This is a genomic window from Aerococcus sp. 150760013-2 (assembly GCF_053627715.1).
This window is the reverse complement of record NZ_JBSEYI010000002.1, coordinates 63,256-89,433: the sequence shown is the minus strand read 5'-3', so window position 1 is coordinate 89,433 and position 26,178 is coordinate 63,256. Positions and strand designations below refer to the sequence as shown.

Annotated in this window: 28 protein-coding genes; all 28 read right to left on the bottom strand. The window is 40.9% G+C overall.

The annotated features are described in order from the left end of the window. Positions 1–2: 2 nt before the first annotated feature. On the bottom strand, positions 3–794 hold the full coding sequence (locus ACUW85_RS01685) for a YlmH family RNA-binding protein (protein ID WP_048726584.1): 792 nt from the start codon (positions 792–794) through the stop codon (positions 3–5). A gap of 100 nt (positions 795–894) precedes the next feature. Further along, a complete protein-coding gene (locus ACUW85_RS01680; RefSeq protein ID WP_016897656.1) occupies positions 895–1,146 on the bottom strand; it encodes a YggT family protein in 252 nt (83 codons plus the stop codon). Beyond that, the gene (locus tag ACUW85_RS01675; protein WP_048726587.1) at positions 1,139–1,711 is read right to left on the bottom strand and encodes a cell division protein SepF; all 573 of its coding nucleotides are present in this window, start codon (positions 1,709–1,711) and stop codon (positions 1,139–1,141) included. The genes ACUW85_RS01680 and ACUW85_RS01675 overlap by 8 nt, the downstream gene beginning before the upstream one ends. A gap of 15 nt (positions 1,712–1,726) precedes the next feature. After that, positions 1,727–2,407 carry a YggS family pyridoxal phosphate-dependent enzyme gene (locus ACUW85_RS01670; protein WP_048726590.1) on the bottom strand — a complete coding sequence of 227 codons (681 nt, stop codon included), beginning with the start codon at positions 2,405–2,407 and terminating at the stop codon, positions 1,727–1,729. Position 2,408: 1 nt separating this feature from the next. After that, on the bottom strand, positions 2,409–3,677 hold the full coding sequence (ftsZ, locus tag ACUW85_RS01665; protein WP_016897659.1) for a cell division protein FtsZ: 1,269 nt from the start codon (positions 3,675–3,677) through the stop codon (positions 2,409–2,411). Between the two features lie 23 nt (positions 3,678–3,700). Further along, positions 3,701–5,140 (bottom strand): cell division protein FtsA, encoded by a 1,440-nt coding sequence (gene ftsA, locus ACUW85_RS01660; RefSeq protein ID WP_048726593.1) that lies wholly within the window; start codon positions 5,138–5,140, stop codon positions 3,701–3,703. A 190-nt stretch (positions 5,141–5,330) separates the two neighbouring features. Continuing rightward, positions 5,331–6,737, bottom strand: a complete 1,407-nt coding sequence (locus ACUW85_RS01655; protein ID WP_225968910.1) for a cell division protein FtsQ/DivIB — start codon at positions 6,735–6,737, stop codon at positions 5,331–5,333. A gap of 40 nt (positions 6,738–6,777) precedes the next feature. Next, entirely contained in the window at positions 6,778–7,875 is a 1,098-nt protein-coding gene (murG, locus tag ACUW85_RS01650) for an undecaprenyldiphospho-muramoylpentapeptide beta-N-acetylglucosaminyltransferase (RefSeq protein ID WP_149314994.1), read from the bottom strand. Between the two features lie 28 nt (positions 7,876–7,903). Further along, positions 7,904–9,292, bottom strand: coding sequence for a UDP-N-acetylmuramoyl-L-alanine--D-glutamate ligase (gene murD / locus ACUW85_RS01645; RefSeq protein WP_048726601.1), 1,389 nt, complete (start codon positions 9,290–9,292; stop codon positions 7,904–7,906). 29 nt (positions 9,293–9,321) lie between these two features. Beyond that, positions 9,322–10,269, bottom strand: a complete 948-nt coding sequence (gene mraY / locus ACUW85_RS01640; RefSeq protein ID WP_016897664.1) for a phospho-N-acetylmuramoyl-pentapeptide-transferase — start codon at positions 10,267–10,269, stop codon at positions 9,322–9,324. A gap of 67 nt (positions 10,270–10,336) precedes the next feature. Beyond that, a complete protein-coding gene (locus tag ACUW85_RS01635; protein ID WP_048726605.1) occupies positions 10,337–12,475 on the bottom strand; it encodes a penicillin-binding protein in 2,139 nt (712 codons plus the stop codon). Next, on the bottom strand, positions 12,475–12,915 hold the full coding sequence (ftsL, locus tag ACUW85_RS01630) for a cell division protein FtsL (RefSeq protein WP_048726608.1): 441 nt from the start codon (positions 12,913–12,915) through the stop codon (positions 12,475–12,477). Before ftsL ends, ACUW85_RS01635 begins: the two co-directional genes overlap by 1 nt. Positions 12,916–12,978: 63 nt before the next feature. Then, positions 12,979–13,929, bottom strand: a complete 951-nt coding sequence (gene rsmH / locus ACUW85_RS01625; RefSeq protein ID WP_182023054.1) for a 16S rRNA (cytosine(1402)-N(4))-methyltransferase RsmH — start codon at positions 13,927–13,929, stop codon at positions 12,979–12,981. Between the two features lie 79 nt (positions 13,930–14,008). Further along, entirely contained in the window at positions 14,009–14,440 is a 432-nt protein-coding gene (gene mraZ / locus ACUW85_RS01620; RefSeq protein WP_048726613.1) for a division/cell wall cluster transcriptional repressor MraZ, read from the bottom strand. 248 nt (positions 14,441–14,688) lie between these two features. Continuing rightward, positions 14,689–15,063, bottom strand: coding sequence for a DUF3397 family protein (locus ACUW85_RS01615; protein WP_048726616.1), 375 nt, complete (start codon positions 15,061–15,063; stop codon positions 14,689–14,691). Positions 15,064–15,296: 233 nt separating this feature from the next. Continuing rightward, entirely contained in the window at positions 15,297–15,482 is a 186-nt protein-coding gene (rpmF, locus tag ACUW85_RS01610; RefSeq protein WP_016897670.1) for a 50S ribosomal protein L32, read from the bottom strand. 26 nt (positions 15,483–15,508) lie between these two features. Further along, the gene (locus tag ACUW85_RS01605) at positions 15,509–16,066 is read right to left on the bottom strand and encodes a YceD family protein (protein ID WP_016897671.1); all 558 of its coding nucleotides are present in this window, start codon (positions 16,064–16,066) and stop codon (positions 15,509–15,511) included. A 199-nt stretch (positions 16,067–16,265) separates the two neighbouring features. Beyond that, the gene (locus tag ACUW85_RS01600; protein WP_048726619.1) at positions 16,266–17,537 is read right to left on the bottom strand and encodes a nucleotidyltransferase family protein; all 1,272 of its coding nucleotides are present in this window, start codon (positions 17,535–17,537) and stop codon (positions 16,266–16,268) included. 33 nt (positions 17,538–17,570) lie between these two features. Continuing rightward, positions 17,571–18,338: a class I SAM-dependent DNA methyltransferase gene (locus tag ACUW85_RS01595; RefSeq protein ID WP_048726622.1), complete on the bottom strand. Its 768-nt coding sequence runs from the start codon at positions 18,336–18,338 to the stop codon at positions 17,571–17,573. Between the two features lie 9 nt (positions 18,339–18,347). Beyond that, entirely contained in the window at positions 18,348–18,707 is a 360-nt protein-coding gene (gene rsfS / locus ACUW85_RS01590) for a ribosome silencing factor (RefSeq protein WP_016897674.1), read from the bottom strand. Positions 18,708–18,753: 46 nt separating this feature from the next. Continuing rightward, on the bottom strand, positions 18,754–19,368 hold the full coding sequence (gene yqeK, locus ACUW85_RS01585) for a bis(5'-nucleosyl)-tetraphosphatase (symmetrical) YqeK (RefSeq protein WP_149358366.1): 615 nt from the start codon (positions 19,366–19,368) through the stop codon (positions 18,754–18,756). Next, the gene (locus ACUW85_RS01580; protein WP_149358367.1) at positions 19,358–20,020 is read right to left on the bottom strand and encodes a nicotinate-nucleotide adenylyltransferase; all 663 of its coding nucleotides are present in this window, start codon (positions 20,018–20,020) and stop codon (positions 19,358–19,360) included. Before ACUW85_RS01580 ends, yqeK begins: the two co-directional genes overlap by 11 nt. Positions 20,021–20,036: 16 nt before the next feature. Beyond that, on the bottom strand, positions 20,037–20,345 hold the full coding sequence (gene yhbY / locus ACUW85_RS01575; protein ID WP_016897677.1) for a ribosome assembly RNA-binding protein YhbY: 309 nt from the start codon (positions 20,343–20,345) through the stop codon (positions 20,037–20,039). Positions 20,346–20,458: 113 nt separating this feature from the next. Continuing rightward, positions 20,459–21,586 (bottom strand): ribosome biogenesis GTPase YqeH, encoded by a 1,128-nt coding sequence (gene yqeH / locus ACUW85_RS01570; protein ID WP_149358368.1) that lies wholly within the window; start codon positions 21,584–21,586, stop codon positions 20,459–20,461. Then, positions 21,579–22,109: a YqeG family HAD IIIA-type phosphatase gene (locus ACUW85_RS01565; protein ID WP_026465405.1), complete on the bottom strand. Its 531-nt coding sequence runs from the start codon at positions 22,107–22,109 to the stop codon at positions 21,579–21,581. Before ACUW85_RS01565 ends, yqeH begins: the two co-directional genes overlap by 8 nt. 215 nt (positions 22,110–22,324) lie before the next feature. Beyond that, positions 22,325–23,212: a homoserine kinase gene (thrB, locus tag ACUW85_RS01560; protein WP_048726634.1), complete on the bottom strand. Its 888-nt coding sequence runs from the start codon at positions 23,210–23,212 to the stop codon at positions 22,325–22,327. A gap of 9 nt (positions 23,213–23,221) precedes the next feature. Beyond that, positions 23,222–24,535 (bottom strand): homoserine dehydrogenase, encoded by a 1,314-nt coding sequence (locus ACUW85_RS01555; RefSeq protein ID WP_048726637.1) that lies wholly within the window; start codon positions 24,533–24,535, stop codon positions 23,222–23,224. A gap of 62 nt (positions 24,536–24,597) precedes the next feature. After that, entirely contained in the window at positions 24,598–26,142 is a 1,545-nt protein-coding gene (locus ACUW85_RS01550) for a Mur ligase family protein (RefSeq protein ID WP_048726641.1), read from the bottom strand. Positions 26,143–26,178 lie beyond the last annotated feature (36 nt).

Below are 26,178 nucleotides of genomic sequence, written 5' to 3'. Positions count from 1 at the left end.
TCCTATTTGTTTTTGATGATCTCAATCGCTACTCTAATTTTACCCTTTTTGGTTTCCATTTGGGTAGCCACATATTTCAATCTGCCATAGCCTCGTATTGAAGCAATATCCCCTGGATTTAATAGCCTTTTCGCGTCTTGCACTTGCGCCCAATTGAGTTTAGCAGCGCCACCCTCAATCAGTAACTTGGCCTTCGCTCTTGGAATTCTAAATCCATCTGAAATCATAGTATCAAATCTTAATGAAGAAAGTGTGATTTCCATGGGTTGCCAGTCAGATTTTGGTTGAATAATTTGGTCAAAATGATTAATTTTCACCAGCTTGACTTTCGAACCACCTATCTTATCCATTTCAAAGCTAAGAAAATCGGCGATTTTCTCGTCGACGAAGAATTGCCATTTCTCCCCAGCCTGGATAATATCTCCGATACGGTTACGTTCAACCCCTTGACCTAGAATAGTTCCTAGTATTTGCCGGTGCTCAATAGTATTAAACTTGCTGGCATAGTGAATATCAAATGGGGTAATTTCAAAATCAGCCGGTTGAATTTCGTAATAAGTCGGCGCTAGTACACACCGTTGGTTCTCCGCATTAGGATAGCCACCGAAAAATTCATAATGAATTTCATCGTCTTGGCCAATGATCATTGATACAATGGCCACTTCTCTTGGATTCAAAAACGGGGTCACTACCGGTGCATATTGGTCTAAGACCAGATTCATCCAGTCCGTCACTTTTTCAACAAAGGCATGTTCGTCTGGTTGAAAGTGCTGTAAAACTTCATAGTTTGCCAAGAGTTGTCCATCCCTTTCTATCAGTTGCTTGGTTCTATTATACAAAAAAATCGGGTAGATACCTAGACCCACCCGTTTGATTTAAAAGTTATTGTTATGGTTAGCGTAAAATATTTAAGCCGTTAGAAGCTAATTGTAGGACAAGAACGCCCACAATCACTGAAAATGAAATGCCTCCTAAACTAGGTAGGATACTATCAAAGAATGATAAATATGGGTATGCTAGTCGGTCAATGATTTGACCAAATTTAGAATCTCTAGCTCCTGGGAACCAAGATAATAAAGCATATACTACTAGCACTAGTGTATAGACATAGATTAAATCTTGAAGAATGTTCACTAAACTATTCACGACTTTCACCCTCTCGATCCCAAATATTGCCACGGTCGCGAGATGCTTTGCCATGTGTATTTGTATATTCTTCATACAAACCTTCAATTTGTACAGTTTCTGGAACGGCAATAAATACGTCAGTTGCTACACGTTGTAAGTCCCCATTCACGGCATATACAACGCCTGTCATATAATCGATAAATCGACGTGCATCTTCATCTGACATTTGTGACAGATTTAAGACCACTGATTTATCGCCCAATAATGATTGACTGATTCGCTCAGCCTCAGCAAAAATGCGTGGTTTAAAAATTTCTACAGTAGCCACATTTTTACGAGACTCACTTAAATTCACTACATTATTTCGCGTTGCATCGTTTGCCATCGTTTTGTTTTGCTCCTTAGTTGGTTGTTCAAATGTAAATTGTGCTTGACTAGTTTGAGCAGCTTTAGCTGGATTTTCAGCAACTGGCTCTTCAAATGACTTTGAATCACTAGTATCTACCGTCTCTTGCTCATAGTAGTCGTCTTCAAAATCATCATCATTGTCAAAGAAATTTGCAAAATAGTCTTTAAAACCCATATTGGATTCCTCCGTTTACTCGGTTTCTGTGTTAAATATAGCTGAACCTACTCTGACAAAATCAGCGCCCTCAGCGACTGCAATTGGATAATCACCTGACATCCCCATGCTCAAGTGTTGGCACGGTGCATAGTCTTTACCCAAAGCTTGCACTTGATCTCTTAATTGACGCAAGTTGGCAAAATAATTGTGAATCTCTTCATCCGTCGCGTCAATTGGTGCCATTGTCATCAAGCCCACAATCTCTACTTTAGGAAATTCCGCCACTGCTTCGATAAAGGCATCAAGCTCAGCTGGTGCAATCCCATGCTTAGATTCCTCGCCAGAAACATTGACCTGTAGGAAGCATTTGATAACCTTGTCCGCCCGCTTGTCAATTTCCTTGGCCAGTTTTAACCGGTCAAGGGCATGGAAATAATCGATCTCATTAATGATATCTTTGACCTTACGGGTTTGCAAGGTGCCAATTAAATGCCATACAATATCGTCTGCCATAGCAGCAGATTTTTCCTGGAAGCCTTCTGGACGATTTTCTGCAAAATGTCTCACGCCTGCATCATATACTGTGTTTGCTTCATCTATTGAATGGTACTTAGAAACGCAAATCAGCGTCACATCATTTGATGATAACGCTGATGATTGTTGTGCATTTGCAATAATGCCTTCAATAGACTGCACGTTATTGCGAATTGTCATATTAACGACGACGCTTTCTGAAGAATGGTGGTGTATCTAATTCATCGTCATCTGAGTTGTGTGATGAGTAATCATTTTCTACAGGTGCAGATGGTGCGTCATCAAAAGTTCTGCGTGAACGGTTTGAATCTTCATAACGGCTGCTATCGAAGTCGTTGAAGATGTCGCGGTTTTCTTCTTGGCGACGTTCAGTCACTTGTTTTTCTTTAAAGTTGTCTGGTTGGTTAGCGAAATCGCGACCTGAACTTTGTTGGAAAGCAGAGTGGCCGCCAGAACGTTTAGCACGTTTTTCATCGCGACGTTTTTCAGTATCAATACCAGTTGCGATAACTGTTACGATAACTTCGTCTTCTAAGTCTTCAGCAATTGTAGTACCAAAGATGATGTTTACTTCTGAAGAAGAAGCTGCTGCTACGATATCCGCTGCATCTTGTGCCTCGAATAGCGTTAAATCGTCGCCACCCTTGATGTTTAATAGGATTTGCTCAGCACCATCAATAGAAACTTCTAATAATGGAGATGAGATAGCTTTCTTAGTTGCTTCAGCTGTACGGTTTTCACCAGTAGAAGCACCGATACCCATTAAAGCAGTACCTTGGTCAGCCATTACTGTACGAACGTCAGCAAAGTCTAAGTTTACGTAACCAGGTGCAGTAATCAAGTCAGAGATACCTTGAACACCTTGGCGTAATACGTTGTCAGCTTCACCAAATGCTTCACGCATAGGTGTTTTCTTGTCAACGATTTCTAATAAACGGTTGTTTGAGATAGTTACTAAAGTATCCACATGTTGTTTCATTTCTGCGATACCTTGAGCAGCTGAGCGACCACGTTTTGGTCCTTCAAAAGTGAATGGACGAGTCACAACACCTACAGTTAGCGCGCCGATTTCTTCTTTAGCGATACGGGCTACGATTGGTGCGGCACCTGTACCAGTACCACCACCCATTCCGGCAGTGATGAAGATTAAGTCAGCACCTTGTAATGCTTCGCGGATTTGATCTTCTGATTCTTCAGCAGCTTTAGCCCCAACTTCTGGTTGAGCACCGGCACCTAAACCACGAGTAGATTTAGGTCCAAGTTGGATTTTAATATCAGCTTTTGAGTTTTTCAAAGCTTGTGTATCAGTATTTGCAACAATAAATTCAACGCCACGTACGTTCTCCTCGATCATACGGTTAACAGCGTTGTTACCACCACCACCAACACCAACTACTTTGATTGATGCGTTATTCATATCCATGTTTTCGTATTCGAATTCCATATCCATTTTATATCCTCCTGGTAATTAAATTAAACAAAAAAGTCTTTGAAGAAATTTTTAATTTTATCAACTGGGCTTTCTTCTTCGCCCGCTTCAGTTTCGTCATTTAATTCATCATATTGGCTAGCTGGTCTTTCTTCATAATAGGTTTGTTCATTATTAGAAGGCGATACGCTAGGTTTATCGTTAGCACTATCATCTTTTACTTGTTTGTAATTGTCAACTGATTCTGTTTGCTTTGTGCTAGCAACTGGCTCTTTTGGCGCAACAGTTGGTTGACTAGTCCGAGTAGTTGGTGCGACCTGTACTTGTTGCCCATTATCTTGTGCTAAGTGATGAATGTCATCTAATTGCGCCACATATTGGATTAAACCAACCGCTGTGGTAAAGATTGGGTTACGCAAGCCGACGTATTCTGGAATGTAGTAACGCACTTCATGGCCAAACACTTCTTCAGCTAAATCTAAAACACCAGGTAATGATGCTGCCCCACCGGTCACAATAGTACCACCTGGTAAAGCAAAGGCTTCGATTTTATCTAGAGGTTTTTTCAATGTTTCGAATATTTGACGTTCCCGAGCTTCAATAATTTCAGCTAAGTAATGTTCACTCACACGTTCTGGATTCACCTTACCAATTGTTTCAACTGGGAAGAATTCTGAATCGCTCGTATCTTTAGGTAGGGCATAGCCATATTCTAATTTGATTTGTTCAGCATTTTCAATTGAGGTATTCAATATAGTCGAGATATCTTTTGTAACAAGTTCCCCACCTTCGTGGTCAACCGTTGCAAATTTCAATTGATCATCGTGGAATACAGACACACTTGTTTGTCCGCCACCCATGTCAATTAAGATTGTCCCAAATTCACGTTCACTCTTACTCATCGCAGCGTATGCATTTGCATAAGATTGAACAACTAGGTCACGAATATTCAAACCTGCCATTGCCACGCAACGACGAATATTATGAACGAGTGTTTTTGGACCAGTGACTAAGCTAGCGTATAACTCTAGTCTTACACCAATCATGCCACGTGGGTCTTTAATGTTGTCAAAGCCATCAACAATGAATTCCTCCGGCATCACTGAAATAATTTCTCTTTCAGCTGGTACTGAACGAACTTTTGCTGCCGCTAAAACATTTTTGACGTCCTTATCTGTAATCTCTCTGTTGTCATTTGACACAGCGATCATACCGTAACAAGGTTCGATGTTCACCTGATTACTTGGGACAGCTACAATGACATCGTTAATCGTATAATTAGCTTTTTGTTCGGCTTTTTTAATCGCGCGCTTGATAGACTCAACAGTCTTGTCAATATCTACAATCACACCTCTACTGAGTCCTTGTGAGCGCTCATGACCTACTCCAATAACATTAATTTGTTGGTTAACATATTCTGCAACTACTACTTTTATTGAAGTGGTTCCAATATCTAAACTTGCAAAAATTTCTGGCTGAACCATGTTTATTGAAACCTCCTAGAAAATTTAATATTTAATCGTATCGTTACTATTTTAACATAGACGGTACCAATTACCAACGGAATTACCGCTACTTCCTCATAGAAATTGTTGACATAGTCACGGTCTGTCAATGTGATGACGTTTTCCTACACGCAAATGTTTTTAATTGCCTTCACATGATTTCGCCACTTTATTCACTCACTGATTCAACAACTGAATTGCCACTTGCTGCATCCGTTTCTACACTAGAAGATGCTGCTTGTGCATCAGTACTTTCGACCTGACTACCTTCACTAGATGATGCTGATGAAGCATTTGACCCGCTAGTTGATTCAGTAGTTGAACTATCTGTCGTCTCACTCCCTGAATCTGTTGATGAAGCATCTAGTTCACTAGCTTCACTTTCACTCGCTGCACTTGATTCTGCAGCCACCGATTCATCATAAGCCTTTTTATCTTCTTCTAAAGCGTAAGGGTTATTCCCATCATTTAATTCAGTGAAATAAATAGCTACTTCCATATCGATTAGTCCCGTTTGCCCGTCCAATTGACTGGCAATACCATTATAATAACTCATCCGGTCACCAATTGAACTAATGAACCCTCTCACCACATTCCCGTCAACCATTTGTAAGGCAATCCGGTCAGTATTACTTTCATCACCTGTATAAGTCACTAAGGAAATTTTTTGAATGATATCATCTGACAGACTTGATAGGGCCTTAACCGTTTCTGTTAGCTTGGCTTTTTGATCTTCATTGGCAATATCATAACCTTCAAATAAGGGTAACTCTTTTTCAAGTGATGGCAGTGGTGTATCGATGATTTCATTATTTTCTAGTAAAGGGTAGAAAAAGTCCGCAATCTGGATGTAGCCCAATTGGCGGTAGGCTGACACGTTCACAGCTACTTTATTCCAATCCGATACATTCACAGTTGCTGACTTGACCGAAGGATTTTGGTTTACAATAGCTTGTTCCACCTCACCCTTGGAATTTTTCAAATCCGTCACCGACATCCCTTCATTTAGGGGAGATAAATTCATGCTTTCTGTATCCTCCACACCTTCAACAGTGATTGAAGCCACATGATTAAGCGGGGAAGCATAGTAACCAGCCACAAATAATGCAATTACAAATGGTAATAATAATAGGACCATTTTCTTCCAGTTAGTTGGTTCACTTTTTTGTACCTTCTTAACTGGAGGCATCCCCTGATTACTTGTCACCTGCTGCTTTCGCTTGCCGGCTTGACCTTGCTTTTGTTTCTTCGAATTAGCTTTGCCTTTTATATTGAATTTAGGCAATCGCCACTTGGCTTTTTGTTTTGCTTTTTTCTTCACAGGTTTTTGCTTGCTACTTTTTTGTTTATTTTTATTTGACGCTGCTTGTTTCTTTTCAAGCTTAGCTTGGTCCTGGTCTTCGTCTTGACGACTGCTATCCACACCATTTTGCACTGCATCTTGGTTTGACTTGTTAGCACTTTTGTCTTGCCTTCTGGCGACATCTGTCCGAGCATTTTCAGCTAATTTTTCATGCAAACGACGTCTTCTCTCGCGTCGCTCTTGGCGAATACGTTCTTCTTCCCAATCCATCATCACGCCCCCTTTCTATCTATTTATTTGGAAAAAGGACTTCCTATTTCACAAGGCTTTCGATGATCTTGATTAAACGGTCACCCGCATCTGGCACCCCTTGGTTCAAGGCGTTCGCCGCAATCCGGGCACGTTCATTTTTATCAGCCATCAAGCCATCAATTTCATCTAATAAAACATTTACATTAAGGTCATTTTCTAAAATCATGCGGGCTCCGTCATGCTTCACTAGCGAGCGGGCATTCATTTCCTGATGGTTGGCCGTTACATTAGGACTTGGAATCAAAATAGATGGCGTCCCTAAGGCTGTTAATTCAGTCATAGTTGTTGCGCCTGAACGACACACGACTAGGTCAATGGTATTGAACAAGGCGGGCATATTATCGATATAGGACACAATTTGTACATTATCCCACTCATTAAAGTCAGAGAATGCTTCTTTAAATTCTTCGTAGTAAGTATCCCCTGAAGCGATCAATACTTGATAATCTTTTTCGATAAATGATGGAATAGCTTCTTTAACAGTTTCGTTGATTCGTAAAGCGCCACGACTACCACCGAAAATCAATACTGTTGGCTTGCCGTTTTCTAGACCATAAGCAGTTAAATCTGCCTTGTCTGTAATAGACGCTACCTCTTGGGCACGCGGATTGCCTGTGAAAACTACTTTGTTCGCGTATCGTTTAAAATCTTTCGCTACATCCTCAAAGCAAATAGCTATTTTTGCCATAAAAGGCGCTAAAAACTTATTGGTCATGCCGGCAACGGAATTTTGTTCATGGATAATACTTGGCACACCTGTACGTGCAGCTGCAAATAAAACCGGCGCACAGACATAACCACCTGTACCAATCGCTACATCCGGGTTAAAATCGCGGACGATTTGCTTTGCCTTACGGATACTATCAAACATGTAATAAACTGTCCTAGCATTATCTAAAGACAATGACCGTTTGATCCCTTGAATTTGGATAGTTTTGAAATTGACCCCTTCATTAGGCACAATTTTTGATTCCAATCCACCTTCAGTCCCCACATACAGAAATTCTGCATCCGGATATTGCGCTAAAATTTGTTTTCTTAGGGCTAAGGCTGGGTAGATATGCCCCCCAGTCCCACCACCGGAAAGTAAAATTCGCATAATAAACTCCTTTTTCTCGCTAATTAATTTATTTACCTAAGTCTTCAATCGCTTTGATATAACGGTCACCACGGACTTCAAAGTTTGGATATTGGTCCCAAGAAGCTGAAGCTGGTGACAATAGAATGGTGTCACCAGGTGCTGACATGTCAAAGGCTGCTTTAACAGCTTCTTCGATCCATTCTACTTTTTCAATTTCTGTTAAACCTTGACTTTGTCCTAGGTCAGCAAATTTATCTGCTGCTTGTCCGAATACAACCATACCTTTCACACGGTCCATATGATCTGCTAATTCAGTCACTTCATTCCCTCGGTCTAAACCGCCCGCTAACCAAATGACATTGTCATGTTTTTGACTGAATGAATCAAGGGCTGTAATGGAGGCATCGTTATTTGTCGCTTTTGAATCATTGTAGAAACGACGACCGTCGATTTCAGCAACAAACTGTAGGCGGTGTTTCACGCCGTGGAAGGCAGATACGCCGTTTTTGATTTCTTCGTTTGAAATTCTTAGTAATTTACCAATAGCAACGGCCACTAGCATATTTTCTAAGTTGTGGTGTCCTGGTAGGAAGAAATCTTTTCTATTGAAGACAATTTCATCATGCCACATAAAGTTTTGGCTATCTTGATCAAACCAAGCACCGTCAGGTTGAATAGTGGTCGCTGAAAAAGGCACAACTGTTGCTTTTGTCGCTCGGTCGCCAAATACGTCCATTTGGTCGGCATTTAAAATCAAGAAGTCATCTACAGTTTGGTTGGCAGTGATTTGCCATTTTGCAGAAATATAACCGTCCATTGAACCATGATAGTCTAAATGGGCAGCGTAAATATTGGTAATGGCTGCAATGTGTGGTTTAAATGCATCTGTACCCATTAATTGGAAGGAAGATAATTCTAAAATCAACCGGTCATCTGCTTCAGCTTTTGAAGCGATGTCTAATGAAGGAATCCCAATGTTCCCCCCAATGTAGCTTTCACCTGTAAGTGAATCTGCTTTCCCTAACATTTCGCCAACTAGGCTAGTAGTTGTTGTTTTACCGTTAGAACCAGTGATACCAATGATTGTGGCATCGGTCATCTTATCTGCAAGTTCGATGTCGGTATAGACGGGTAGGCCAATTTCTTGCGCGCGAACGACCATTGGGTTGCTATAAGGAATACCTGGGTTTTTAACCATAAAGGCGAAGTCTTCGTCTAATAGTGATACGGGATGACCGCCAGCAACAACACGGGCGTTATTTTCCTCAATAAGGGATTGGGCATCTTTATTTTCTTCAAGGGGTTTAAAGTCGTTGACAGTAACAATTGCCCCCAGTGCTTGTAGATGTTGCACGACTGAAACACCAGTCTTTGCAAGTCCGAGTACTAATATTTTTTTATTGCGAACTGATTCGCGCCATTGTGATGCTTCCATAATGATTTCCCCTTTAGTAAAAATTTAAATTAAAAGAATAATAAGCCGATGATGGCTGTGACTAAACCGACTGCCCAAAAGATAATATCTACCTTCCACTCGCTCCAACCAATCATTTCAAAGTGATGGTGGATTGGTGACATTTTGAAGACACGTTTACCGGTCAATTTGAATGAAGTGACTTGTATGATAACTGAAGCTGTTTCAACTACGTATACGAATCCAATCAATAGTAATGACCAAGGGTTGCTTAACATTACTGAAATAACAGCTAATAAAGCACCTAGAGCTAGTGACCCGGCATCTCCCATGAAGATACGAGCTGGTTTGCGGTTAAAAAATAGGAACCCTAATAATCCGGCAACTATAGCGATACAGAAGGCCCCAATTCCGCGTTCACCCATTCTAAATGCAATCAGTGCATAAGTTGAGAATGAGATGACACCAAGACCTGATGATAGGCCGTCAAGTCCGTCCGTTAAATTGAAGGCATTTGAAAACCCTGTGATCCATAGTAATAAGAAGACGAAGACGAATAAGACGTTTGTAATGCCTGTTGTAAATGGAAATGGAATCGACACATGGAAGGTAATCACACGCATTAATAATACGATTAGCGCTGAACCCACAATTTGTAAAATCAATTTTTGCAGTGAAGTTAAACCTTCATTTTGTTTCTTGAAAATCTTTAAGAAGTCATCGGCAAATCCGATACCACCAAAGAAAATCATTGTCCCAACTAACAACCAAACTTCACTGTGCCATTGCCCAGTAAGAATAGACCAGATCAATAATCCGACTAGGGCTGCGGATAGGAAAACGACCCCACCCATTGCTGGGGTACCAGATTTGGCTTTATGCCAAGCTGGTCCCTCATCTCTTGTAACTTGTCCGAATTGTTTTTCACGCATAAATTGAATGAAAAACGGCATACCGACTAGCGTTAACACTAGTGTCGTGATAAATAGTAATACCATAATTTTCCCTTTCTCTTCCCTTATATTTATAGGTTAATGTAGATTTATGTTCCTTGTTTTTAAGTGTTTATGACTCAGCTAATTGTAACACAATCGTCTTATCGTTATTGACTTGTTCACCTACTGCGATCGACTGCCCAACAACGACGCCTTCACCCTCAAGTTCTACTTCAATACCAAGTAATGAAGTTAACGCTTGACTAGCTGACGCGTTCAATCCGGTAAAGTCTGGCATGGTTGGATTTGTATCATCAGACATCAAGAAGATTGGTTGTGTAACAGACACTTCCTCGTTTACTGCAGGGGTTTGGCTGACGATTTTTTCCCCATCACCAATCACTTCTACATTGACGAAGCTAGCATCTGATAAGTTTTGTTGCGCCTCTCCGACAGTTAATCCTGACACATCAGGGACGGTTGCCGTCACAACTGACTCACTATCACCTAAGGCATTATATTCTAGGGCCCTAGTTAATAGTGGTGTATAAATTTTTGTCATCATATCGCTTGCGGTTGTTTCCAAGTTCTTCGGTTGTTCCGCTGTGATATAGAGGACATATTGCGGATCTTCACTTGGGACAAATCCAACTACAGAGTATAAGTATTTGGTTAACCCTGCTTCATAAGTGTTGGTTTCAAGGTTGAAGACCTCAGCAGTACCTGTCTTAGCGGATACTGTATAGTCGTCTAAGTCATAAGCGGCCCCGGTACCTGTATCTGCATAAACAACAGATTGTAAGTATTCAAGGGTCTTATTGGCAGTTTCTTTTGAAATTGGTGAAGAAACTACTTCTGGTTCAACAACTTGCATGGTCCCATCTTCTTCATAACGGTTAACCAATTGTAATTTCATCATATTCCCGTCGTTAGCAATTGCGGTGAAGGCTTGCATCATTTGATAAGGTGTTACGTAAATCCCTTGTCCAAAACCAGTCGTTACTTTATCTGCTTCATAATCATAGTTCATTGACCCACTTGCTTCGTTGGCAAATCCTGAACCCGTTTCTTGCAGTAGACCGAACTCACGGATATAAGATTCCCAAACGTCATAACCCATCTCTTTTACTAAATGGATCATCAGGGTATTTGATGATTGTGATAACCCCTCTAGTTCGGTAATCACACCCCAACCAATTCCGTTATAATCGGCAATCGTTGAACCGCCCATAGTTACGGGACTTGAATCGTAGAATGAATCTGGGTCAAATACCCCTTCTTCAATGGCTGCTGCTACAGTTAATACTTTAATCGTAGATCCTGGTTCATAAGCTTTTTCAACTAGTAAGTTTTGCCACATATCGTCGATACCTTCTTTTGTTTCTAGGTTGAAGGTTGGTCTTTGTGATGCTGCAACAATTTCTCCAGTTTCTGGTTCAACTAGCATAACTGTCATTGACGTTGGTTCATATTTTTCGTAAACCTCTGTCATCAAGGTTTCTAAATAAGTTTGTAGTCGTGAATCTAAGGTTAAATATGCGTCAGACCCATCGGTAGTTTCTTCCTCCACTTGACCTGTTCCACTTAACTCAACATTGGTCGAACTTGATTGGTAAGATTTACGACCATTGGTACCTTTTAGGATGCCATCCATAGACAGTTCCAAGCCCATTTGGCCGGTTAAACGACTATCGATAGCAGTGCCAGCTTCCATATACTCAGCATACCCAATTAAATGAGAGGCAAAGACGCCGTTTGGATACATTCTAGTTGGCGTTTCATTAAACATAATACCTGGTAGATTTTGATCGTCAATAGCCTTCATCTCAGCGTATGTCAGGTCTTGCCCTGCCGTACCAAACTCTACTTGAGAAGCATCTTGAGTGTTTAGTCGTTCTAAGATTTCATCAGCCGTCAGGTCGATATATTGCGACAAGACTTGAGCAGTATTTTTCTTATCCACTACATATTGCGGGTCCTCTGGTTCAGACCATTCATCCGTTAAAACAGCGTACAATGAATAAGAAGTAGCATCCATTGCCAATGGATTTCCACCTACATCATAGATGGTTCCACGTTGTGCTGACAATATGCTACTTCTATCATAGAGGTTTTGGGCCTGCTCCGATAAATCTTGACCGTTCACAGTCCCAAAAACCATTATTTGTGTTAAACGAATGCCAAATATGAGTAGTAAAAAACCTGCCAATCCCATCATCGCTCTAATTGTTTTTTTGCGATTCTTTTTGAGTTTTTTACTGTCTTTCATTATTCCACATTCCTTATATTTTCTTCATTCATATTCAACCCTTGTTCTTCAGCGATTTCTACCACTCGTGAGTAGTTAGATAATTCGTGGACTTCTTGGGTTAAGTTCTCTTTTTGAACACCTAAATCTTCTGCATTTTGTTGTACTTCTTGTAACTGCTGTGATGCTGCATTCACGTTAGCACGCATAATGGTAACCCCTAATAGTCCTGAAATCATAAATAGAAAGGCTACTGTCATCAACATTTTTTGCATCAGTGAGAATTTTACTTTTGGTCTACTTTTACTGGCCGGTATACTCGCCGGAAGAGTTGTCATATTCCGCTTTGGTTGTGCATGTTGACTTTCTTCTGGGTAAGCCGGAATATTTGGAATGGCTCTTTCGGCCGGCATAGCATTCATTTTAATATTTACTTGGTCTTGTAGTAGAAATATTGCCATAAATACTGCTCCCTTCTATTGGTTGGCTTCCTTTTGCTTGTTGGTCTAAAGTTGTGTAAATGTCTATTTAATGCGTTCGATTAAACGCAACTTGGCACTTTGTGCGCGTGAGTTATGCGCCAATTCTTCTTCACTGGCGTAAATTGGTTTTCTATTAACCAATTTAAATGGGGCTTCAATATCCGCATTAATCACCGGTAAATTCGCCGGTAATTCATCGCCTGTTGATGCGTCCTTGAACATTTGTTTCACAATGCGGTCTTCTAATGATTGGAAGGAAATTGTAGATACTCGCCCACCAATATTTAATAGATCCAAGGCTTGTTCTAATGAATCTTCAATCGCACCTAACTCATCGTTGACTGCAATACGCACTGCTTGGAAAATCCGTTTAGCCGGATGTCCACCCTTACGACGGGCTGGTGCCGGAATCGCTTCCTTAATAATGTCCACTAATTCCTCTGTACGCGTAATACGATGATCCGCTCTTCTTTGCTCAATTTTACGGGCAATTTGTTTAGAGAATTTTTCTTCTCCGTAGCGGTAAAAAATACGTACAAGATCATTGAAATCCCACTCATTAATGATGGTTTCTGCTGTTAATGCTTGGGTTTGGTCCATACGCATGTCTAATGGTGCATCTTGGTGGTATGAAAATCCGCGTTCAATCTCATCTAATTGCGGTGAGCTCACGCCAAGGTCATACAAGATACCATCTACACCAGTAATACCCATTTTTTCAAGTTCTGACTGGATATGTCTGAAATTATTGTGGACAAGGGTTACCTTGCCACTTTCAATTTCCGCTGCCAATACTTTCTCGGCATTGCCAATGGCCACTAAATCCTGATCAAAGGCGATTAAACGACCTTCGTCAGATAGGGCTGCTGCGATTTTAGAACTATGTCCAGCACCACCCAAAGTACAATCAACATAAATACCATTGGGTTTGATTGCCAATCCGTCTACTGATTCGTTTAACAACACTGAGATATGATGGAATTCATCTGCCATTCTTCTGCCATCCTCTTCTTCTATAATTCTTTATCTCTTCAAAATTTGTTACATTTAGTTTTCTAATTTAAGTTTTTAATTAAAGGCCAAAATCTAACATGTCTTCCGCAATTTCTTCAAAGCTTTCTTCAATTTCAGAAGAAACACTTTCCCATTTTGTTTTCGACCAAATTTCAATACGGTCAGAAACACCTAAGACCAAACATTCTTTTTCAAGACTGGCATAGTCTACTAGGGTTGATGGGATATTAATACGACCCTGTTTATCAATTTCAGCTTCAGCCGCTGCAGAATAGAAAAATCGTGTAAAAGCACGTGCTTCTTTCTTAGCTAGCGGTAATTGTTTCAATTTCTCTTGAATTTTCTCCCAATTTTCTAAAGGATAGCCAAAAACACACCCATCCAAACCACGCGTAATTACGAACTTAGCGCCTAAGTCCTCACGTAATTTAGCTGGAATGATGATTCGCCCTTTGGCGTCGATATTATGTTGGAATTCTCCCATCAACATCATTTATCACCCTATGTGCCTAACCTTAGCCTTTATTGGTATAAGTCTACCATATCTCCCCACTTTTCACCACATTTCCCCAAAATTTTGCTATTTTTTGCACTTTTTGTGGAAAAGGCGTAGTTGCGGGATTTTTTCACACAAAAAAGAAGTTTTGAACCTGTTTTTAACAAGTTCAAAACTTCTTTTTTGTATATTTTTAAGAATTTCAAGTTTCTACATAATAGAGATTGATGACTAGCTAATGTTTACATTGTCACTACTTGAATAATTCGGCAGACGGTTACCAACACATAAGTAATGAAAGTAATGGAGAAAGCAATATTTACAAGCATTCGGTAGAATTTTTTAACAATAACTTCTTCGTTTTTCACAAGTCGCCAAACCAGAATACCAATCGCCAACAAGGAAATCACAACCACTAAGTGGGGAATAATTGAAAAGAACAATAAATCCTTGGAGATAAAGTGGAGGCAAACCAAAAGAATAGGAAAAACAACATCAATCGGTGCAAATTTAATCCGCTTGTTAAAGTAGAGGTAAGGTTTTCCTACTGTGCCTACAAGTAATAAGCTCACGATGGGTAGTAGATAAAACAGTATTTCGCTCCATTTGAAAGCCATAATCGTCAACCTTTCCTTTATTTTCTATATCAACCATAAGTATGTCATCCATTAATACTAGCTAAGATGGCTAAAAATGTCTAGATTGATTTTCCCTTTAAAAAAGGAAAACAAAAAAGGCACTAACCAAAAGCGGTTAATGCCCTTTTAATTATATATAATCAAAGTAAACATTTTAGTTTCCCACATATCAACTATGCAGTAATCCTCAATGAATCTTGCGCTAAATAAAATTATTCAGCTGCTGCGTCAGTCATTACATCTTTACCATCGTAGAAACCGCAGTTTGCACATACATGGTGAGATTTACGTAATTCACCACAGTTAGGGCATGCGTTCATTCCAGGTACTTCTAACTTGTAATGTGTACGGCGTTTGTTTTTTCTTTGTTTAGACGTTTTACGTTTTGGTACTGCCATCATTACACCTCCTAATTAAATATCAATTATGCTTCATCCGACGATTCTGAATCTTTAAACAAATCTTGAAGTTTAGCGAATTCAGGATTGATAACTTCCTCTTCATCACGTTCAGCTTCAAACTCTGTTTGGCTTACAACTCGCCAGTCATTCCCTTCAGGAAACGCATCGTCAGCCTCTTCCTCTTCAGTCAAAATCTGAATTGGTAGATTTAGAAGAATGTTGTCACGAATAGATTCTCGCAAATCTAACGTGTAGCTATCCATAGATAACTGAACAACGTGTTCTTCATCGACAATATCTGTCTCCCAACCGTCTTCAAGAAAACGTTCGGAAACTGGTAATTGTAGATCCAGCACTACCGGCTCTAAAGACCGTGTAGATGGCATCGTCATTTTTAGTGCTAATCGTAATTGTGTCAATACTGTATGTTCTTCATAGAGAACCATACCATCAACTGAAACAGGTGACATGTCGATCAACTCAGGTATTACTGCCTTCATTTGCTCTTTCATATCGACTGATTCTTGAATCATCATTGGTTGGGATGCGATTTGACGCAACTCTTGAATAGACCATTTCATTATTGACCACCTAATAAGCAACAAGAAAAATTATACTAAGTTTAAACTTATTTGTCAATGTTTTTTCCTTGACAAGGTCATTAAATTAAACTCATTATCACTTTTTGACTGTCATATTTACAGGATGAAACGTACTTTCCCATACTACTAGGTCTCCATCAAAAAGTAAACTATTTTTCCTCTGCTCCCTTTCCTTTTTTTATTTCGTAAATATTGGCGGATGATTGAAATTTTGTGTATCAATTTGTGGTTTTAGTATTTCATACATCCGGTCAACCTTCAACCACATTGGCCATTTTTCTTCACTCGTCTGGTCCACACGACTCACCAATTGCCACAGACTATCCGCCCCACTCAAATCCGCCTTAACCGTCTTCAAATAAGCCCGTCCCTTCTCAGTCGCCCCAAGCAACATCAAAGGCTGTCGATGACTAGGTGAAAGCACTGCCTGCATCTCATCTTTTTGAATATTCAAAGCCACCATCAAAGCCGTCCTTTGCACCCGATTTGCCGACCAATTCCGATTCTTCACCCGGTCCACAAAATCATAGAAATTATCCACCTGCTTGATCGCCTCAACCATCCGATTTTCCATACCACCCACCATCTGATAGATACCCCCTAACTCCCCGTTAGAAGCCGTCAACAAACGATAGCGCAGATAAGGAAATAAATCCGTCCACGACACCAGCAGGTCCGCCTCAACTGCCTTACATAAAGCCTCAGCCATATCACTAGGCACCATCTTCTCCAATTCATTCGACTCTTTAAGACCCTTTAAATCTTTGGAAAAGAGGTAGTGACGTATGGCTGACCCAGACGTATAAAGACTAGTGTCTTGGTCTAATTGGCCTTCATTTAAGGCATTTAAACGATGGTTGTCCCCAATCCGTTTGACCGGCACCATCTTTAAAGGCGTCTGTAGCTGGGCATTGACCTTAGCATAAGCAAAAGCCAGTAAGGTATTGGCGTTTTCTTTAAAGTTGACCTTTAAATCCGTAATTTCTAGATGGGTCGCCTGCAAATATTGAATAGCTGCAATCCGTTTTTCAGCGAAAGAACGGTTGTCTAAATTCTCTACATATTGGTCAGCGGCCGCTACTTGATCAGGGTGGGCGATCATCCATTTGGCCAATTGTTCATAATCAGAAAAGTGGTCGTCTTCAACCCCAAAAGAAATAGCTGATGCACCAAGGGCCACCAAAGCTTTTACCCCGCCTTCAGCGAAGTAGTCAGCTGGTTGGGTAGCAAACCAAAATGGTAACTCAACCACTAAATCACAGCCGTTCTCCAAAGCAACGGCTGCCCGCGCCCACTTGGATACTAGGCTTGGTTCCCCACGTTGAACGTAGTTACCAGACATGACGCCAATTACAAGGTCGGCCTCGGCCTGGTATTTGGCTTTTTTGATCTGATGGGCGTGTCCGTTATGGAACGGATGCCATTCGGCAATAATTCCGACAGCTTGCATAGGGTCACCCCTTTTTCAAAGTGTTTACATTACTTATTTCTGCGCTGAAAAGAAGATACGTTTAGAACTCTCATCCGGTGCGTCTTGGCCAAAGTCTGCTGTGACACGGATGTTCTTGAAGCCTACTTGGGTCAAAATTTCCTGGTAAGCTTCAATAGGCAAGGTCTGTTCGTAGTGCATTTCTTCAAACCGTTGGTAGTTGTTATCGTCTGTGTTTTGAACGAATACGTTAATGGTATGGTCGATGGTATTTTCGCCACGGAACTGGTCTGATGTCCAGGTAAATACGGCGTCATCCCACTCAACGACAAAGGATGTTTCTGGATAGATGTCATTCATTTGATGGATAGAATGAACGTCGAACATGAAAATCCCACCATCTTGTAATTGCTGGTAGATATGGGTAAAAGTAGTTTTCACCGCATTCGCGTCCGCTAGATAATTAAAGGTATCGCAGAAACAGGAAATGACTGCTGCTTGGTCCCTTAATTCAAATGTGGTCATGTCATCTTGCCAGAATTCAAGGTCTAACTTAGCTTCCTTAGCGTTCGCTTTGGCTGCAGCGACCATTTTTTCAGATAGGTCTAGCCCCTTGATAGGATAACCTGCTTGGGCCATCAAAATAGCGAATTGACCGCCACCTGCGCCAAGGTCCAACCAATAGTCTTGGCCCTCTATGAATTTGTCGAAGGCCTGCATGGTTTCTGTGGCGAAGGTAAACCAAGATAGGTATAGACTGTCATCAAACAAGATTTCGTAGACATCGGCGAATACGTCATATTGTTGTTGATTTTCTGTCATGGTTGCGCCTTAGCTAATCCATTCTTCAACGTTGACTAATGGTGCTTCAGCCCACATTTTTTCTAAGTTGTAGAAACCACGTTCTTCACTTGTAAATACGTGTACAATCACGTCGAAAGCATCGATTAAGATCCAACGGTTACCGTCTTTTCCTTCGATACCCTTCACTGAAAATCCTGCTTCTTCAATTGCGTCTTCAACAGCGTCCACAATGGCTTTAACTTGACGATCGTTACGACCAGACATGATGACAAAATAGTCAGCCATTGGTGTTGTGTTGGCAACGTCTAAGGCTACGATATCTGTCGCTAAGCGGTCGTCCGCACCTCTAACGATTGCTTCTAATAATATTTCACTCTTTTTAGTCATAAATACTCCTTTATTATTGCTGTTTTATTCTGATTACTTGTTTTTATTACTTTTTTTTGCTGCTAAATTTTTTAACCCAATCATTGTAGATGGCGATTGTTTCTGGATATACTTGACGGCCTGATTCAACCAAATGGACAATAGATTGTTTGATTTTAAAGTCTACTGCCGCATCTAAGTCAGTCTTGGCTAGATCTCGTGCTTGTTCAACGCCCTTAAAGTCACGACCTGGTTCGATATAGTCGGCGATAAACAAGATTTTTTGGTCTAGAGTCATGTCATAGCTCCCTATAGTATGGGACCAAACAGCCTGTAAGATATCTTCATCTTTGACCCCAAATCGAGTATTTGCAATCATAGCGGCTAATGGACCGTGCCAAATGGCAGATCCGTAATTTAACCACTCTGGGTCGTATCCTGGATAGTCTTTAAACTCAGATAAGTGGTTTTCGCTATCCTCTTTAGCATAATCATGGAGTAAGGCTGCTATACTGGCCTTATCTACGTCCGCTTCAGGGTATTGTTCAGCTAGTTCAATAGCTGTTTCTTCCACCCGTAAGACGTGCTTATACCGCTTGTTGGTTAAACGAGCTTGCAGTAATTTCTCAAGTTCATCCCGATTAATATTAATCAGATCCGGATTTAATTCTCTAGCTTTCATGTGCTTGATATAACCCCTTTTCTTGAATGTAGGCAACAACAGATCCTGGTGTCAGGTAACGGATAGAGGCTTTTTCTGCCACCGAGTTTCTGATCCCTGTTGATGACACAGTCATCCCTTCAGCGTCTACAAAAATCAATGGATAGTCCGTATCATTTTGATAACCCTCACGGCCAACACCTACAAAATGCACCATCTTAATCAAATCATCAATCCGATGCCATTTAGGTAAGTTTTCGATCATATCCGCCCCAATGATGAAATAGAACTCATAAGTTGGATACAGGGCCGTTAAAATCTCCATAGTATCCACCGTATAAGATTTCCCTACCCGGTCGAGTTCAATTGCTTCTAGACTAAAATGTGGATTGTCTTGGATTGCCAATTCAATCATATCTACCCGGTAGGCGTCGTCTAAGGTTTCTTTGGTTTCCGAATGGGGTGGCTTCTTGTTTGGCATAAACCACACTTCATCTAATTTCAGCTTGTCATAGACTTGTTCAGCCATCAATAAATGACCGTTATGGATGGGGTTAAAGGTACCCCCTAGAATACCAATCCGTTTATTGGGATTGTCTTCAAACGCTAATTCTGTCTCTGGTTCATTTATTAAACGAACATGTTCTTGATCTAAAAATGATACCTTTGCCACAATTTGCCTCCTGTAATTAGCCTAAAGCTTTTACTTGCGCTGAAATTTCTTGATACTTAGATTCAGAAGAAGGACGGTATAAAGTAATCACACGCCCAATTGTTTGGACAACAAATGCATCTACTGCTTCAGCGATTTCTGTTGCCGCTTCACTAGTTTCTTCATCTGTATTTTGTAATAAATGTACCTTGATCAACTCACGTTTTTCTAGGACTTCATCAATTTGCACCATAAATTCTTCTGATAAACCGTTTTTACCAATGTTGGCTACGGGGTTCAAATGATGGGCTTCTTTACGTAAAAATTTCTTTTGTTTGTTATTCAAAATGAATAGTCTCCTTTCATAACAAGGTGTAAGAGCCTACCTTCCATTTATGCAGGCTCAAATCCGATTTTGCTCTAGCTGATATGCTATGCGACTTTTAAAGCGACTAAAATCTAGATTAATTTTTCTCTGGTAATAATATCAACACCCTTTGGCACGTAAGCCGCAATTCGAACTGGGTCACTTACTGAAACCCAGCCTAAACCTGGAAATACGATATCTGTTGGTGTTTTGATTGAGAATTCTTTGCGGACTAGTCCTGGGAAATTGGCCTCATTTTCTGGGTAAGGCGGTTGTAAAATCCCACCAAGATGTTCTTGGTAAAATTCGTCTGAACCCTCTAATTTACGACGGTGAGGTTTTATCTGACCAGACATATAAACCGTGAAGGACGTCCGTTCACCAGCAATAAAATCAAGACGGGCTAAGCCACCAAAGAACAATGTTTGTTCTGGATTCAGCTGGAAAGTCACAGGTTTGATTTCTTTATTCGGTAAAGCATCCACCAATTCTTTTCCTTCTAAAATAGAGGTCATCTGGCCTGGGTTAATGATTCCAGGTGTATCAATTAAGCTAGCTTCATTACCATTTGCATCGTCAAAAGGAATATCGATTAAATCTAAAGTCGTTCCTGGGAACTGACTAGTTGTAATGACATCCGCTTCAACACCTGTGGCTTGAAGAATACGGTTAATCAATGAAGATTTACCAACATTAGCCATACCAATCACATAAACATCACGGCCATCACGCATTTCATCGATTTTCGCTAATAAATCATCAATATTAGCCCGCTTTTTAGCTGAGGTAAGGATTAAATCATCGATTTTAATTCCATTATCTTTCAAGTATTTACGCAACCAATTTTCAATCCGGTTGTGTTTCACTGCCTTTGGAATGGCGTCCATCTTGTTGGCAACCATTAGGATAGGGTTAGACCCTGAAAAACGGTTCAAGCCGTTAATTAAAGAGCCTGCTACGTCAAAGATGTCAATCACGTTAACAATAAGGGCATCTTTTTCACTAAGGGTGTTTAAGATGGCTAAAAATTCATCTGCAGATGTCGATACTTTCTCAAGGGTATTATAATGACGCAATTTAAAACAACGTTGGCAGTATAATAATCCTGATTCGATACCTTTTTGGTAGGCAGATTGCGGGGTGTACCCGCGTTTGTCTGGTTGGTCAGTCTGAATTTCAGCACCACAACCAACGCAATATAGTGTTTCTTCGTTAGACAATATTATTCCTCCACTTCAAGTCGGGATGTTTCTTTTCAATTCTCTTGAATAAGAATTTTTCAATTTTACGGTTTAATAGGGTCCATACCAAGTCTGTTTCAACTAATGGCATGACCAAGATGCTGCGAATGCCTAGGCGGTTACCACCAAAAACATCGGTTAAAAGTTGGTCACCAACAATGACTACTTCATCCTGGCTGACACCAAGCATGTCAATGGCCCGTCTAAATCCTCTACGAGAAGGTTTTTTAGCATCTGAGGTAAAGAGTACCCCTAGCTGGTCAGCAACACGTTTCACACGGCCGTGATGGTTATTGGATAAGATGACAACAGGTATCCCCGCTTCTTCCATGGTTTGTAACCAAGCGCGCAGCTCCGGTGTCCCATCCGGGTTGTCCCATGCAATCAAGGTGTTATCTAGGTCGGTGATTACGCCTTTGATATTATGTTTGGCTAATTGATCAGGTGTCAATTGATAGATACGTTCTATCATCCAGGTTGGTTTAAAATAGTCTTTTTTCATGCCGGCCTCCCTTATTTTCATGAATAGTATACCATAAGCGGCCCCTTGATTCACTTATGTAAAGGCCTGTTCACCGCATGTTTCATAAGTATAAACTTTTGGCAAAGCTGCAAGCCAAGTTGGCGGATAGTAGCCATTTTCCAAAAAGCAAAGCAACAAAAAATGCTACGAGCATATCAGTCTGACATGCTCGTAACATTATCAATCGTCTAAAATCACATATTCTCTACTATAACCCCATCTGAGGCAAAGTCAAGTGTCTTTATCTGTACGTCAAGATTTAATTGGCTGATTGCTTCAACAATTTGATCTGAGGCAGTAGCTTGGACAAGGGTCATAATAGTTGGGCCGGCACCTGATAGGTAAGTCCCGTAAACCCCGTCAACTCTTGACAAAACTTGGCGGATTTCACCTAATTCTGGCACTAATTGTGCCCGGAATGGTTCATGCAGCTGGTCCATTTCCATCAAGGTACCCACTGCTTCAATGTCCCCTTCTAACAACTTACTGACGAAGACGTTGCCAATACCATTCGCTCGAACTGCATCTGCAAAGACCAATTCTTTCGGCAAAACGGCTCTCGCTTGTTTAGTTAATAGCTCACGGTTAGGGACGGTCGCAATAAAATGCACATCCTCTAATAAAGACTTCGTCCACAAGACATGGGTTAAATCCATGGCTACAGATACTACTAACCCGCCCGCTAAAGCTGGCGCAATGTTATCTGGGTGCCCTTCGATTTCGTTAGCCATGTTAATCTTTTCATCCATTGACCAATTAGCCCCCGCTAAAATTTCAGCAATGGCAATACCCGCCACAATGGCTGAAGATGATGACCCTAAACCACGGGCTGTCGGGATGTCACTAGTCATATTTAAATAGTGGGGCTTGGCATCCGGTGCGAACCGTAAAATTGTTTCAATCACCATGTTGGATGCATCAGTTGGAATCCCTTCGCCTAGGTCATGGTCAATTTGCCATTGTTCACTAGGGCTAAGAATATCCACCGTTAAATATAGGCTAACGGCAACACCGATTGAATCAAAGCCGGGTCCCATATTGGCTGAAGTCGCCGGGACTTTCACACGTACCTTTTCTACCATATCGGTCACCTACTTCGCTTCAGGCAACACAGAATAGTAAGAAATCAGGTTTAATTCAGGACTATCTTGTGTGGCTTGGTTGATTTGTTGTAATTGGGCTTGTGACATTTCATGAGTGACAACCACAATTTTCGCTGTCTTATCGTCAGATGACGGTTCTTGGAATACCTTGTCTAAGCTGACTTTCGCATCGTCAAAGATTTGGACAAGCTTGATGAATTGCCCTTGTTTGTCTTCAGTTTCAAAATGGAAGAAACCGACAGATTTGATATCTTCAGCCTTTTTCCAAGCGGCATCTTGACTGTAATTCGCAAATGGTTGACCAGTCGTTTCTGTGTGAATATGCTGACCAATGGCCATAATATCTGAAACTACCATAGCACCTGTAGGTAATTCGCCGGCACCAGGCCCGTAGAACATCATCTCGCCAGTCGCTGCTCCCTCAGTAAAGACAGCATTCATTTCGTTACGAACAGTTGATAATGGATGGGTTTTTGGTACTAAGGTTGGCCCCACTTCAGCGTATACAGTACCGTCTACAAAGTTTGCACGACCAATTAGCTTGATCACATAACCTAATGAGCTAGCAACTTGGATATCACGAGCTGTGACATGACGGATTCCTTTGACTGGAATTTCGTTCAAGTCGACAGTCACCCCAAAGGCCATTTTCGTTAAGATTACAATCTTACGGGCTGCATCTAGACCATCAACATCGCCTGATGGGTCTGCTTCTGCTAAACCTAAAGCTTGCGCTTCCGCTAAGACTTCATCGAAGCCACGACCTTGTTCCACCATTTTTGTCAAAATGTAATTCGTTGTCCCGTTGACAATACCTGATACAGAGAATAACTTGTCTGACGCTAGTGGCGTACGTAAACTATTTAAAATTGGAATACCACCAGCAACTGCCGCTTCATATAAGAAGTCTAATTGATGGTCTTGGGCATATTGGATTAAATCTAAACCGCGTTTAATCGCCACCAAGTCCTTGTTAGCAGTTACGATGTGTTTACCAGCGCGTAAAGCAGATTCAATACAGTCAGCTGCGAATGTTGTTCCACCCATCGCTTCAACGACAATATCAATTGAAGGATCGTTGATGACATCATTGAAATCAGTTGTCAATTGAATGCTTTCTGGTAATCCGGGATGTTTCGCTTTTGATTTTTCAATATCACGGACAAAAATCTTCGTTACTTGGTATTGAATACCTTCCGTATCTGACATTTTTTGTGCGTGATCGTACATAATTTTGGCTACACCGCCACCGACTGTACCTAGACCAAGTAATCCAATATTAATTTGTTTCAAATTTGCCACCTCTTTAGTTCATTGTATTTTATCATGTATATTTCATGATATTCTCATAAATTTCTCTATTCTTAAATTCTACCCTTAAATTCATAAAAAGCAATCAATTGTTGAACATATTCAAAATCAGGAACATAGATTTCGTTACGGCCATTAATTTTGATCGTATCTTCAGACCCCTTACCAGCTACCACAATGGTCGTCGGTTTCCCGGACGCAATCGCATCCTTATAGGCCATATAGATTGATCCGGTCCGATCTAAATTGCTTCTTACTTTAGCATCTGGATTGACCCCGTTAATGGCTTCTTCAATTTCAGCCATGATTTTATAAGAGTCTTCAAAGTTTGGATCATCACTGGTTAAATAAATTTCATTGGTATTTAAACCAGCCACATGGCCCATATCAGCACGTCTGTTTTCAGCTTTACCACCGGCTGATCCAAAAACGATGCGGATTTCATTATCAGGGGCCATTTCTTTAACAGATGAGAATAATTCTTCAAAAGAAATCTTGTTGTGCGCGAAATCAACGACGAAGGTTAATTGATTGTCCGCACTACGATAAATTTCCATCCGGCCATCAGTTTTGGCATCGCCTAAAGCCTTTTGAATTGTTGCCCACTCTACATCGTTTTCACGCGCAATCGCCGCAGCCACTAAGGCATTGTTGATATTAAAGTGCCCTAAGACATTTAAAGCCATCGGAATCGCTTCACCTTGGTTTTTCACCACAAAAGTCTGTTTGGTTTCACTAAAAGCTAATTCATCGGCAAAATAATCAGCCGCCGGGTTCTTGCGTGAAACAGTCACAATCCGTTCAATATTTTCAGCATCTTGTGCTGCTTTTAAAATTTCTTCATAATGGTCCGTATCTTCATTGATGACGGCCACTTTACCGTGGTCAAAGATCCGTAATTTTGACTGGAAGTAGTCAGCAAAAGTGGGATGTTCAACTGGTGAAATATGGTCTGGTGAAATATTTAAAAAAGCCACCACTTGCATCTTCACGTCATCAACTCGGTGGTATTTTAAGGCTTGACTGGATACTTCCATAGTTGCCCGTTTCACACCATTGTCTCGCATTGTTGCTAGCATTTCATATAAATCCATGGCTTCCGGCGTAGTAAGGGTTGATGGCGTTTTTTCTAGGCCATCATAGTTAAAGGTAGATGATACGAAACCAGGTAGTGCTTGCCCTTTCTTCTGACTGTCTAGAGTCAAAATTTGGTTAACAAAACCTGCAGTGGTTGTTTTACCTTTGGTACCTGTAATCCCTGAAATGGCCACGTCTTGCCAAGGTGATTGGTAGAAGAAGTTGGCGAGCTGAGCCATCGCTAGGCGGATATCTTCAACGATAATGCCTGGGATGTCTGCTGCGTAATCTTGTTCTGATAGGTAGGCCACTGCCCCGCGGTCAACGGCATCTTTTAGGTATGATGCCTTAAAGTTTAGCCCCTTACAAACGAATAAGGTGTTGGCTGTCACCGCACGCGAGTCGAAGGTGATGCGATCAATTACGACCTCGTCTGCAGTATTTTCTTGTGTAATGGTTGTTGCGCTGCCACTGTCCTTAAAAAAAGCTATAGCACGCGATAATTTCATTGAATCTGACATGTTAAACTCCCTCTACTCCATATAAATAAAAAAAGG

Bases quoted from the DNA above. Each gene is read 5' to 3' on its own strand.
- mraZ (WP_048726613.1), bottom strand. From the start codon at position 14,440: ATGTTGATGGGAGAATTCCAACATAATATCGACGCCAAAGGGCGAATC.
- ACUW85_RS01565 (WP_026465405.1), bottom strand. From the start codon at position 22,109: ATGAAAAAAGACTATTTTAAACCAACCTGGATGATAGAACGTATCTAT.
- yqeK (WP_149358366.1), bottom strand. From the start codon at position 19,368: ATGAAAGCTAGAGAATTAAATCCGGATCTGATTAATATTAATCGGGAT.
- ACUW85_RS01550 (WP_048726641.1), bottom strand. From the start codon at position 26,142: ATGTCAGATTCAATGAAATTATCGCGTGCTATAGCTTTTTTTAAGGAC.
- ACUW85_RS01675 (WP_048726587.1), bottom strand. From the start codon at position 1,711: ATGGGTTTTAAAGACTATTTTGCAAATTTCTTTGACAATGATGATGAT.
- ftsL (WP_048726608.1), bottom strand. From the start codon at position 12,915: ATGGCAATATTTCTACTACAAGACCAAGTAAATATTAAAATGAATGCT.
- ACUW85_RS01600 (WP_048726619.1), bottom strand. From the start codon at position 17,537: ATGCAAGCTGTCGGAATTATTGCCGAATGGCATCCGTTCCATAACGGA.
- ACUW85_RS01605 (WP_016897671.1), bottom strand. From the start codon at position 16,066: ATGAAATGGTCTATTCAAGAGTTGCGTCAAATCGCATCCCAACCAATG.
- ACUW85_RS01670 (WP_048726590.1), bottom strand. From the start codon at position 2,407: ATGACAATTCGCAATAACGTGCAGTCTATTGAAGGCATTATTGCAAAT.
- ACUW85_RS01635 (WP_048726605.1), bottom strand. From the start codon at position 12,475: ATGAAAGACAGTAAAAAACTCAAAAAGAATCGCAAAAAAACAATTAGA.
- ACUW85_RS01595 (WP_048726622.1), bottom strand. From the start codon at position 18,338: ATGACAGAAAATCAACAACAATATGACGTATTCGCCGATGTCTACGAA.
- ACUW85_RS01615 (WP_048726616.1), bottom strand. From the start codon at position 15,063: ATGGCTTTCAAATGGAGCGAAATACTGTTTTATCTACTACCCATCGTG.
- mraY (WP_016897664.1), bottom strand. From the start codon at position 10,269: ATGGTATTACTATTTATCACGACACTAGTGTTAACGCTAGTCGGTATG.
- thrB (WP_048726634.1), bottom strand. From the start codon at position 23,212: ATGGTAGAAAAGGTACGTGTGAAAGTCCCGGCGACTTCAGCCAATATG.
- murD (WP_048726601.1), bottom strand. From the start codon at position 9,292: ATGGAAGCATCACAATGGCGCGAATCAGTTCGCAATAAAAAAATATTA.
- rsfS (WP_016897674.1), bottom strand. From the start codon at position 18,707: ATGACTAAAAAGAGTGAAATATTATTAGAAGCAATCGTTAGAGGTGCG.
- ftsA (WP_048726593.1), bottom strand. From the start codon at position 5,140: ATGGTTCAGCCAGAAATTTTTGCAAGTTTAGATATTGGAACCACTTCA.
- rpmF (WP_016897670.1), bottom strand. From the start codon at position 15,482: ATGGCAGTACCAAAACGTAAAACGTCTAAACAAAGAAAAAACAAACGC.
- ACUW85_RS01655 (WP_225968910.1), bottom strand. From the start codon at position 6,737: ATGATGGATTGGGAAGAAGAACGTATTCGCCAAGAGCGACGCGAGAGA.
- ftsZ (WP_016897659.1), bottom strand. From the start codon at position 3,677: ATGGATATGGAATTCGAATACGAAAACATGGATATGAATAACGCATCA.
- rsmH (WP_182023054.1), bottom strand. From the start codon at position 13,929: ATGGCAGATGAATTCCATCATATCTCAGTGTTGTTAAACGAATCAGTA.
- murG (WP_149314994.1), bottom strand. From the start codon at position 7,875: ATGCGAATTTTACTTTCCGGTGGTGGGACTGGGGGGCATATCTACCCA.